At 36.4% G+C, this 11635-nt stretch carries 5 protein-coding genes and 3 pseudogenes; 3 read left to right on the top strand and 5 right to left on the bottom strand.

Annotation, left to right across the window (positions count from 1 at the left end; translation table 11 throughout):
- Positions 1-286: 286 nt before the first annotated feature.
- A complete protein-coding gene (locus ACRRVD_RS04220; protein ID WP_432461871.1) occupies positions 287-4441 on the top strand; it encodes a translocation/assembly module TamB domain-containing protein in 4155 nt (1384 codons plus the stop codon).
- Positions 4442-4448: 7 nt separating this feature from the next.
- Here the strand turns inward: ACRRVD_RS04220 and yihA are convergent, their stop codons facing one another.
- Complete coding sequence (yihA, locus tag ACRRVD_RS04225; RefSeq protein ID WP_432461872.1) at positions 4449-5054, bottom strand: ribosome biogenesis GTP-binding protein YihA/YsxC; 606 nt, start codon at positions 5052-5054, stop codon at positions 4449-4451.
- Between the two features lie 374 nt (positions 5055-5428).
- Between yihA and ACRRVD_RS04230 the strand changes: the two genes are divergently transcribed.
- On the top strand, positions 5429-6640 hold the full coding sequence (locus ACRRVD_RS04230; protein ID WP_432461873.1) for a trans-sulfuration enzyme family protein: 1212 nt from the start codon (positions 5429-5431) through the stop codon (positions 6638-6640).
- On the opposite strand, the gene ACRRVD_RS04235 is transcribed toward ACRRVD_RS04230, so the two are convergent.
- Together ACRRVD_RS04235 and ACRRVD_RS04240 are read right to left on the bottom strand one after the other, a co-directional pair.
- The gene (locus ACRRVD_RS04235) at positions 6627-7751 is read right to left on the bottom strand and encodes a mechanosensitive ion channel family protein (protein ID WP_432461874.1); all 1125 of its coding nucleotides are present in this window, start codon (positions 7749-7751) and stop codon (positions 6627-6629) included. The genes ACRRVD_RS04230 and ACRRVD_RS04235 overlap by 14 nt on opposite strands.
- Before the next feature lie 81 nt (positions 7752-7832).
- Positions 7833-7925: pseudogene (locus ACRRVD_RS04240) on the bottom strand (IS6 family transposase); the annotation flags it as partial.
- A gap of 64 nt (positions 7926-7989) precedes the next feature.
- On the opposite strand from ACRRVD_RS04240, the pseudogene ACRRVD_RS04245 reads away from it, so the two are divergent.
- Positions 7990-8695: pseudogene (locus ACRRVD_RS04245) on the top strand (IS6 family transposase).
- 61 nt (positions 8696-8756) lie between these two features.
- Here ACRRVD_RS04245 and ACRRVD_RS04250 read toward each other — a convergent pair.
- Complete coding sequence (locus tag ACRRVD_RS04250; RefSeq protein ID WP_432461875.1) at positions 8757-10649, bottom strand: DNA topoisomerase IV subunit B; 1893 nt, start codon at positions 10647-10649, stop codon at positions 8757-8759.
- A 122-nt stretch (positions 10650-10771) separates the two neighbouring features.
- Positions 10772-11506 (bottom strand): annotated as a pseudogene (locus tag ACRRVD_RS04255) (IS6 family transposase).
- Positions 11507-11635: the final 129 nt, after the last annotated feature.

Genomic DNA, 11635 nt, shown 5'->3' on the forward strand with positions numbered 1-11635 from the left:
GTAACTTTGCTAAACTTATGGCCGCATAATATCCAAATTCCAAGACAAGGGAGAGAACTATACAAAATTAGATACAGATGCGACAGAACCAACTTTTATCTAGTTAAAGATTGGATCTGGATGCAATTAATCTTATCATTACAGTAAATACGCATTCCAATAGCTTCGATACTGCTTCTAACTTGTTTTGAAAAAGATACAAAAGTCTTTTAATAGAATTAAAAAATGGTGTTTAAAACCAGTTAAAAAGCTCTTGTACAGTCTAACTGTACTCGTAGTAGCTCTCATGGGTTTATGCCATATACCTGCTTTCCAGCAACAACTGCTTAGTAGTCTACTCAACTATTTTCATCAAACTACCCATTACCGCATTACCTGTGATCAATTTCGTTTAACCTGGTTCCGACAGCTTGCATTCGTAGGCATAACCGTTACAGATCCTCAAAACAACCCTCTATTTTCCATTCATGGCTGTAAAGGTCAACTCAATCTATTGGATTTACTTTTGCTTAAGCCCAATATGATCCATTCTATTGCAATAGAGGGAGCTGCAGTTTACTTAGAAAAAAATAAAGCGAAAGTTTTCAATATCGAAACGTTTTATACGAAAGCTATTTTACCCTTTGTACCAGCATCCGATACAACACTATCGATCCATAAGCTTGCATTACATGGCATCAACTTATATTACCACAATCAAATCAATAGAAAAAATATTAGCGTAGCCAATATCGATCTATCTATAAACGATTTTAAATCTGTTTCGGACCATTATTCAGGTAGCTTAGAAACGCTTTCCTACCAAACAACCAATGGCCTTCCCTTGGTATTGAAAAAGATGATGGCCGAATTTACCATTACCCCCCATAGCATAGTGCTACAAAATTGTCACTTGATGACCAAACATAGCAGTCTACAAGGCGATTTCACATTAAAGCAGACCGAGCAACTTCCCTTGATTGAGAATAAGGAAAATATTCTATTAGAGGCTGTATTGCATCAAACTGCTGTATCATCCATTGAATTAAGTAAATTTTCAGATTTTTTTAAAGGGGCGCATACTTTATATAGGTTAAATGGTCTTTTCTCTTTAACTCCTCATGATATGGTATGGAAAAATTGCAAATTGGTTTTTGGTCCATCAGATAGCTACATTGAAAGTACAGGCTGCTATAATGGAGTGGATGCAAAAGTTTGCATAAAAAGGGGTAAGGTCTATCTAAGTGACCTCCAAAAGCAGATGCCGGTCTACTTGAATAGGTTGCAATACATTGGTCTAACCAATGCTACTTTTGTAGGGAATATCCAAAAATCTACCTTAACCGGCCATATTGCAACCGATATAGGCGCTATAGAAACAGATCTAACCCTACACTATCTAGGTAAAGCCATACAAACGGTAACCGGTAGCCTAACCTTACATAAGGTAGCCTTAGGGGTTGTCCTACCTTCTCTTCCGATTAAAGCCCTTTCTGGAAAAGTGACCATAAAAACGCAAGGGAACGACTTCAATACCCTAGATGCAGTAACGTATCTAACAGAGATAGAAACCAACGATTATAGCTATCAGCAGATAAAGGCTTCTTGTATGGTGGCCAATGCTATGGTACAATTTACTTTGGATAGCAAAGATCCAAACGCAAAGTTAACCCTAGCTGGCCGCTATCATATAACCCCTAATAACTATTTAAGGGCAAAGGGCATTATTGAACAGATCAATCTAGAAAAACTTGGTTGGGTAGCGACACCTTTGACAGGTAGTACACAATTTGCGTTGAAAATAAAAGATTTATTAAGTGAACGTCCACGTGGAGCAATTAGCTTAAAGGAATGTGTGGTACAAAGATCGACCCAAAAAGTAACCTGTCAACAACTTGTCCTACATGCCCTCCAACATGGCAAAAAAGATCTGCTTACCCTGACTTCTTCCCTTATAGACGGTAGGCTAGAAGGGAAATTTACCATTAAAGACTTAGCAAGTCATATAAAGCACTTCATTGCGCGACTTAAAAATTCGGAACATCTGGCTGCGACGCCTGCTAAATTGCATCTAGATTACAGCATCCATTGCAAAAAGATAGACCCAATCTTAAATTGGTTTTCATATCATCTACATATATCGCCTGCTACAACTTTTTCGGGTCATTTTGCTTATAATACCGATTATGATTTTTCTTTAGCACTACCTAATGCGTCCACCTTCCGTTTTAAGCAGTTTAGCTTGACAAATATCAAGGTAAAACTCAACATCGGTCATCTCATGGATGTTAAAAAGCGCTTGGTGCAACTATCCATTGCTTCAGATAAGCAAAATTGGCATTCGATCGTTCAAACAGATCATCTAGATTTGCAATTCCGGATGGACAAAGATAAATTTACTTTTTTAAATAAATTGGTCCACCAGGATAGCCATCTATCCATAGCCTGTTCAGGTACCCTTAGAGATGATAGGATAGAAATAGATCTACTCCCTTCTAGGCTAACGACTAAAGGACAAATATGGACCATACAAGCAAAAAGGCCTAGTTTTATTTCCAAAACGGTCATAGACATTGGAGCGCTATCCATAACCAACGGTCAAGCATCTATTTACATGGACGGTAGCCTTACTCAATTAGCTACTACAACGCCCTTATATTGCACCATACACGATCTTCCGTTACACTATGCTTCATCAGTAGGTCCGATTAAAGGCATTATAGAGGCAAAGCTCGTAGCCCAAAAAAATCAGCTTATTCCAACTGGTAGCTTACGTATAAAAGGAGCAACGATTCAAGACTATGCGGTAGGTACCCTAAAGATAGATTGGAATGTATTAGAAAATAAACTAGCGTTAACAGGCACGCTACAAAAAGCAGCTCAACGATTGGTGGAGATAGAGGGGAATTATTATCTCAACCATTCTGCTGATAACTTAGCCATTACCACTACATTTAACCAAATGGATCTAAAGCTACTAAATCCCTTATTTGCATCCGCTTGTTCAGATATACAGGGTAAACTAAGTGGTGCATTTCGACTAACTGGTCTGCTCAGTGCACCTAAAATAAATGGCAAAGGACGGATAGATCAAGGACAATTTACCATTAACTACTTGAACAGTCGTTGCCAAGCAACTGGCCCCATCAAGATTCGAGAGAATCGCTTATACCTGAACCAACTTGATTTCCGAGATGATGCATCAGGGCGTATAAGCTTATCTGGATATGTTGCACTACAAAATGGATTCCCTTTAATGTTTGGAGGTCGTATGGAAACTTTCCATCTGCTGCATACCACTCGAACCCATAATCCCGACTTCTATGGAGACCTATATGCTACTGGGACTTTACAAATGGAAGGTTCTATCTATAATTTACTCGTCAAAATAAACGCTACAACTGACCAAGGCGCCTTTACAATTGTAGCACACGATAAAGAAAATATAGACAATACAACAAAATTGGTACAGTTTATTTATAAGCAAGGAAAAAAACAGACAGATCAGCCCGCTCAAAGTGAAGATGGCGCAATGATTAAATTAATCCTTGACCTAAACATACAACCCACTGTAAAGGCTCAAGTGTTATTTGGCTCTAATCCCAATATGAGCGATAGCTTACAAGGCCAAGGCACTGCCGCGATTCAACTAGAAGCAGGCACCAATCGTAAGCCATATGTAATGGGAAATTACCTCTTTCAAAGTGGTACCTATACCCTTTCTGTTTATAATCTCATTCAAAAAACATTTACCATTGCACCTAATAGCCAAGTCAATTTTAACGGTTATCCACAAGAAGGCATGGTCCATATTGAAGCATCCTACACGCAAATGGCATCCGTAATAGCACTATACCCTAAAAGTAATGACAAGCGACCTATCCCAGTAAAAATTTCTCTTTCTGCATATGGAAAGTTGACCCATCCACATATTGCTTATCAACTTTTCTTTCCCGTAAAAAGTATGGATTTTGAACTAAATACCGCTCTAGAAGCATGTGCCGCAAAGGCATTATTAGACAAACACTATCTCAATAGGCAAATTTTAAGTTTGATAATAGCTAAAAGAATCTATGATGAGCAAAAAATAGATGGCTGGGCTGCATTAAACAATAGTCTCAATGACTTGCTTTCCCAAAGGATACAAGATATGGCCTCCAAAATCATCCATCCCAATCTAGCAATAGAAACTGATCTAGGTATACATCAATTGGAGCATCAGGACCAAAATATATTGCAAAGAACAAAGATTAAAGTGAGTTATCTACTGCTGTCAGAGGATCTCAAACTTTCCAGTACCGTAGGGCAGTACTCTCGTTTTATCAATGATTGGGAAATTTCTTATCGGATTTCAAAAGTTTACAACATGCATGCCAAGCTTTATCAACAACCTGTACAAACAGGATCTACAAATCTGGCTCTTTTTGGTATAAGTTTTGGTTATGTTAAGAAGTTTTGGTAGCATCTTTTTAATCTGCCTTTTGGGGTTGTGTAACCACTTGAATATAGTTTAGAACGTTTTCCAGCCCTACCCTATCATGTGCAGAAACCATAAAAATCGGTGGTATGGTGGCCCAGTCTTCTTTTAAAGTAACCGTTAGGGCCATATAATGTTTTTGAACCACCCTTTTATTTTTTTTATCTGCTTTTGTAAGTACAATGGCAAAAGGGATACGATGTACCCCTAGCCACCTTATACATTCAAGGTCAATGGATTGTAGACCAATTTTTGCATCCATTAACAAAAAAACTGTAATCATATTGGGTCTATACAGAAGATAGCTTTGTAGCATTTTTTCCCATTGTATTTTTGTCGCACGTCCTACTTGTGCCCATCCATATCCTGGAAGATCTACAAAATAGATTTGATTGTTGACCAAAAAATGATGGATTAGTTTTGTTTTCCCAGGCATTTTAGACACCCTGGCCAATTGTTTTCGTTGCAAAAGGGCATTAATTAAAGAGGATTTTCCTACATTGGAACGACCTATAAAAGCAACTTCTGGTCTGGTCTCTCGGGGACATGCTTGGTAACGCGCGCTACTGGATACAAGACGAACGGAATGGATTTTCATATACAATCAAGATGTTTGGCCTATAAAGCTAAATATTTTCAAGCACTTTATGCCAAATGCATTGCTTTTTTATCCAATTTTAGAATTGGTTTTTAACTATTGTACATCTAAAAACAAATAATTTGCACATAGCTTCAATCCTACCTTTAGAAGTCTGCATACACTTTGGGTAGTAAGCCAAAGTGCTAACATTATTGCTATTCAATCTACCAATAATATTGGTAACCCGACATGCTATTTTTTATATAGGAGGAGAACTATTTTTCTTTTCCCAGCTATTTTTTTTAATTTGCAGCCAATCTTAAAGATACTATTCCAAACTTATTGCTTTTTATATTGCTTTTTATATTGCTTTTTATATTACTTTTTATACCATGCCCAATCCAATATCTTTTTCTAGTCCCCATAAATGGGCTACTAAACGTTTACAAGTAGCTACTGAAATGGTACATGCTGGTGTCGAGCCAGAACCCCATACGGGTGCTATGCTTACCCCTATTTTTCAATCATCTGTATTTGTACAAGCCTCTATTGAAAGCTATCTAGAAAAAGGGCATTCCTATTCTGGTTCAAGAAATCCTACGGTTGCGGTACTGGAAGCAAAGATTGCTGCTTTAGAAAAAGCAGAAGTGGCGTATTGTTTTGGTTCGGGTATGGCGGCTATTGTTACCACTATGGCCACTTTTTTACGCCATGGAGACCACTGTATCTTACCAAATGATTGTTACGGCACTACACAAGAATTGGCCCGCGACCTTTTTGGCCAACTGGGCGTAACTTTTTCTTTTGTAGATTTTACAGATCTAGTAGCAATAGAAGCAGCTATACAAGCTAATACTAAGCTGATTTTTTCAGAATATCCCACCAATCCTGCCCTTGCTTTGACCGACTTAGCTACTGTGAGTCGATTGGCCCATCAGGTAGGTGCCAAACATGTGTGTGATAGTACACTGGCCTCACCTATGGTAGTTTGCCCATTGGAATTTGGTGTAGATATGGTTATTCAATCTACCACCAAATACTATGACGGACATAATATAACCATTGGTGGCGCAGTAGCTTGTGCATCTGAAAAAGATGGCGTTCAAATTTTTACCTATAGAAATAGACATGGAAGCATTATGAGTCCTATGGTTGCTTTTTTTACCTTACAATCCATCAAGACCATGCACTTACGCATACGAGAGCAGTCTAAAAATGCAGCGCAAATTGCTACATTTTTAGCAAGCCATTGTAAGATAGAAAAAGTAGGCTATCCAGGATTGCTTTGTTTTTCACAAAAAGCATTGGCAGATAGACAACATAAAAATGGATTACATGGTGGAATGTTATACTTTGTATTGAAAGGTGGAGCAGATGCCAGTAGCAAATTTATACAATCACTGCGCCGTCCATGGAGTTTTGGTGCCAATTTAGGTGGCGTAGAAAGTTTGATCTCTTATCCGATTGTAATGTCCAATGGAACCATGGATGCAACACAACTGCAATCCATTGGTATAAGCAAAGGTTTTATACGTGTATCTTGTGGAATTGAAGATGGGCAAGATCTGATGTATGCACTGGATGCAACGCTTAATGAAGTGTAGAAGCAAAAAACCGCTTATCATATCCTAAGCGTATATCAAGTTGATGGGCACGTTCTAAGATAAGCGTTATCACCCTATTTTTACAGGCATGCTCTAGACTGCTTTCAGTAGTATCTAAATGGAAATTAAAAATAATTATAAATCCATTTTCATTCATTTTGTCAAAGTATATGGTTGTTTTTTCTGTTTGTACCAATGGTTGCGCATCGGCAATTTCCCGTAATTCTTTTGTAAATCTTTGTAACGATTCCAAAGATACGGCATACCCAATCGGCACTTCCAGAGAAACCATTCGTGCCGTTCTTTTACCGAAGTTATCAATATAGGCATCGGCTAATTTTGCGTTGGGTATGTAAACCAAAGATCCTTGCCTCGTACGCAATAAAGTGGAACGTAATCCCACTTCTTCTACTTTCCCACGAATGCCTCCACAAACAATTTCATCACCTACACTAAAAGGTCGATCCATTGTAATCATCAATGATCCAAAGAGGTTTTTAATAGTATCTTGACAAGCTAAACCAAGACCCAATGTGCTAAAAGAAAGTGCCTGAACGAAGGATTTTGTTTCAAATCCAAGGTTTTCAACTGTTTTTATCAAACCCACAATACCTACAATGATTTTAGCGGTTATGCTAAAAAGAGGCAAAATATGGATCATAAACTTATGATGTTTTTTGTCAATTTTTAGCTTATATTGTATTAAATTAATGCATTCATAGGCCAAACACATTCCTACAAATGAAGTGCAAGCATCTATAATGCGATTGATCAAAGAGTCTAAAGATTCAGATTGGAACACGGTAAGACCTTGTTTTAACAAGTATATATTTACCACTAGAATCAATAACCGTTCTATAGCCAATCTTTTTTTATGGAAACTAGCATTGGCGTTCCGGATCCATTTGTATAATATAAGTTTCAAGCAATAAGGCATAATTTTATAGGTAAGCCAAATCATAAGGGCCCAGCCTATACATAAAATGTATTGCCACACCTCAAAGTTAAATAGCTGTTTTTTATAAAATGCTTCTGGTAAAAAGTGATACAAGTAAGTATGGAATTGGTCTGATCCTGGATATATTTTTATTAGGTATTTAAAATCTTTCATAAGTAAACATTAAAAAAAACGGCTCTGTCGCATCTGTATTTAATTTTGTATAGTTTTCTCCCTTGTCTTGAAATTTGGATATTATGCGGCCATAAGTTTAGCAAAGTTACCAAAAGTAGATGCTTGTCTTTTAGCTCCGATTAATTGTCCTTTTTGAATGATTCTAATATTTTCGGTTCTGTCGCATTTGTTTTAAGGCGTCAGTTAATTTATTAATTTTAGTCAAAAATTGACTAAAATGTTTAGTATTGCCCGTAGATTATTGCCATATTTTAAAGGATTTTGTTCATCACCAGGTTTAATCCTTCTATTTGTGTATATGAAATGTCGTTTTTCTTTAAGCTATAGAGACTTGGAAGAGATGATGCATATGAGAGGCGCAAAGATTGATCATTCTACTTTACAAAGGTGGGTCATTAAGTTCATTCCCCTCATAGATCAAGAAGTAAGAAAAAGAAAACGCCCAGTTGGTAGTAGCTGGAGAATGGATGAAACTTACGTAAAACTAAATGGTAAGTGGATTTATTTATATAGAGCAGTAGATCGTTATGGAGATACAGTTGATTTTTTTCTAAGTGAACGTAGAGATAAGTCTGCAGCTCTTTATTTTTTTCGTAAGGCTATCAGATATAATAACACTCCATCCAAAGTGGTAGTTGACAAAAGCGGTAGTAATAAAGCGGCACTTGATGCATTAAATACAGAACTAGATCAAGATCACAAGATTCAAACATTTCAAAACAAATACTTGAACAATAGTTGAACAAGATCATAGATTCATTAAAAAACGGATCAAACCCATGCTAGGGTTTAAAAGTTTCCATTCGGCTAACATTAGCATTAAAGGAATAGAAAATATTAGAATCATTCAAAAAGGACAACTAATCGGAGCTAAAAAACAGGTATCTACTTTTGAGAACTTTGCTAAACTTATGGCCGCATAATATCCAAAATTCAAGACAAGGGAAAGGACTATACAAAATTAAATACAGATGCGACAGAGCCCTATTTGTTCCTTGTTGACGACTCATTCGAATAGATATTTTGTTGCCTTTCAGATAAACTTTCTTCTATTTTAAGGTTATTAATAATAAAATCCCGCCGCTCTGGCGTATTTTTTCCCATATAAAAAGCCAGTATATTTTTTAAGGCACTATGGGGCACCAACGTAACAGGAATCAGCCGAATAGCTGCACCTATAAAATGGGCAAATTCATCAGGAGATATTTCGCCTAGTCCTTTAAAACGGGTAATTTCAGGTTGTGCACCCAGTGACTGTATGGCTACCTCTTTTTCTTGTTCATTGTAACAATAATGGGTGGTTTTTTTATTGCGTACCCTAAAAAGAGGTGTTTCTAATATATACAGATGTCTACTATATACAAGTTCTGGAAAAAACTGTAAAAAATAGGTTAATATCAGCAAACGAATATGCATGCCATCTACATCTGCATCTGTAGCAAGAATAATTTTATTATAGCGCAATCCATCCGGTCCATTGGCAATATTTAAAGCATGTTGCAATAGATTAAATTCTTCATTTTCATAAACTAGTTTTTTAGATTGCCCAAAGCAGTTTAAGGGCTTACCCCGCAATGAAAATACAGCTTGTGTGGCAACATTACGAGATTTAGTAATGGAACCACTTGCAGAATTGCCTTCTGTAATGAAAATAGTACTATCCAAACGATTGGGATGGCTAGAGTTAAAATGGATATGACAATCTCTTAATTTTTTATTATGTAAGTTGGCTTTTTTTGTTTTTTCATGGACTAGTTTTTTAATGCCAGCTATTGCTTTACGTTCACGTTCAGACTGCAAAATACGTTTTTGTAGAATTTCCGCTATCGGTGTATTTTTGTGTAAAAAGTCATCTAATGCATTTTTGATAAAAGCAATTATAAAACTACGAATGGTTGGCCCTTCAGGACCCATCTGTTGTGAACCAAGTTTTGTTTTGGTTTGGGATTCAAAAATGGGCTCTTGGACCTTAATAGCAACTGCAGCTATTAATCCTCCACGGATGTCCGCTCCGTCAAACTCTTTTTTGTAAAAAGTTCGTACGGTTTGTACAATGGCTTCTTTTAAAGCATTCAAATGGGCCCCTCCTTGAGGCGTAAATTGCCCATTGATAAAAGTATAATAGACTTCATTGGCAAGCGTATGATGATGTGTAAATGCTAGTTCAATATCTTGTTTTTTTAAATGGATAATGGGATAAAGATAGCTTTCTGCAGCTGTTTTGGCTTGTAATAAATCCAAAAGTCCATTTCGAGCTTGGTATTTTTTACCATTTAGGTAAAGCATAAGCCCAGTGTTTAAAAAACTGTAATGGGCTATTTGTTCTTGTATAAATTGGGGTACAAAAGAAAATTCTTTAAAAATGGCATGATCTGGTTGGAATACCACATGGGTACCATTTGGCTCCTGAGTGGAGCAAATTTCAGCTTCTTCTAAGAGCAAGCCAGCAGAAAAAGTGGCTGATTTGGTTAATCCATCTCGAAAAGATTGTACTTTGCAATAGGCAGAAAGGGCGTTAACTGCTTTTATACCTACACCATTTAATCCTACAGCTTTTTGAAAAGCTTGGGTGTCGTATTTACCGCCTGTATTGATTTTAGAAATACAATCTATTAATTTCCCCAATGGAATGCCTCTTCCAAAGTCTCGAATAGAAACATATTTACTGTCAGATATTTTTATTTCAATTTTTTTTCCATAGCCCATTACAAATTCATCTACGCTGTTATCTATTACTTCTTTGAGTAGTAGGTAGATACCATCATCTGGTAGACTTCCGTCTCCCAATTTTCCAATATACATACCAGGGCGTAACCGAAGATGTTCTTGCCAAGATAGGGAGCGGATATTTGCTTCTGTATAATTAAGCGTGGACATAGGTAACAGATAAATAAATAGATAGATAGATAGATAGAAAAATTGAACTATATCTATGTTTGGCTCTGTCGCATCTGTATTTAATTTTGTATAGTTCTCCCCCTTGTCTTGAAATTTGGATATTATGCGGCCATAAGTTTAGCAAAGTTCTCAAAAGTAGATACCTGTTTTTTAGATCCGATTAGTTGTCCTTTTTGAATAATTATAATGTTTTCTATTCCTGTAATGGTAATGTTAGCCGAATGAAAATTCTTAAATCCTAACATAGGTTTTATCCGTTTTTTTAATGAATCTATGATCTTGTTCGACTTCTATAATTTAAAGCATTTGTTTTTGAAATATTTTGAATCTTTTGTGATCTTGAATCTTAGTTCTGTATTTTAACGTATCAAGAGGCAGCCTTATTACCTATCGCTTTTGTCAGATACCCACTTTGTATGGAGTGTTATTATCTTTGATAGCCTTACGAAAAAAAGAAAGAGCTGCAGACTTGTCTCTACGTGCACTTAGAAAAAAATCAACTGTATCTCCATAACGATCTACTGCTCTATATAAATAATCCACTTACCATTTAGTTTTACGTAAGCTTTCATCCATTCCTCCAGCTACTACCAACCTGGGCGTTGTTTTCTTTGTTCTTTACTTCATTGATCTATGAGGGGAATTGAACTTAATGACCCACCTTTGTAAAGTAGAATGATCAATCTTTGCGCCTCTCATATGCATCATCTCTTCCAAGTCTCTATAAGCTTAAAGAAAACGACAATTTCATATACACAAATACGAAGGATTAAACCTGGTGATGAACAAAAATCCGTTTAAAATATGGCATATAATCTACGGGCAATACTAAACATTTTAGTCAATTTTTGACTAAAAATTAATAAATTAACTGACGCCTTAAAACAAATGCGACAGAACCGAAAATATTAGAATCATTCAAAAAGGACAATTAATCGGAGCTAAAAGACAAGCATCTACTTTTG

This window comes from Candidatus Cardinium hertigii, from assembly GCF_050864915.1.
In the GTDB taxonomy this organism is placed as follows: Bacteria; Bacteroidota; Bacteroidia; order Cytophagales; family Amoebophilaceae; genus Cardinium; species Cardinium hertigii_D.

Bases quoted from the DNA above. Each gene is read 5' to 3' on its own strand.
- ACRRVD_RS04250 (WP_432461875.1), bottom strand. From the start codon at position 10,649: ATGTCCACGCTTAATTATACAGAAGCAAATATCCGCTCCCTATCTTGG.
- ACRRVD_RS04235 (WP_432461874.1), bottom strand. From the start codon at position 7,751: ATGAAAGATTTTAAATACCTAATAAAAATATATCCAGGATCAGACCAA.
- ACRRVD_RS04220 (WP_432461871.1), top strand. From the start codon at position 287: ATGGGTTTATGCCATATACCTGCTTTCCAGCAACAACTGCTTAGTAGT.
- yihA (WP_432461872.1), bottom strand. From the start codon at position 5,054: ATGAAAATCCATTCCGTTCGTCTTGTATCCAGTAGCGCGCGTTACCAA.
- ACRRVD_RS04230 (WP_432461873.1), top strand. From the start codon at position 5,429: ATGCCCAATCCAATATCTTTTTCTAGTCCCCATAAATGGGCTACTAAA.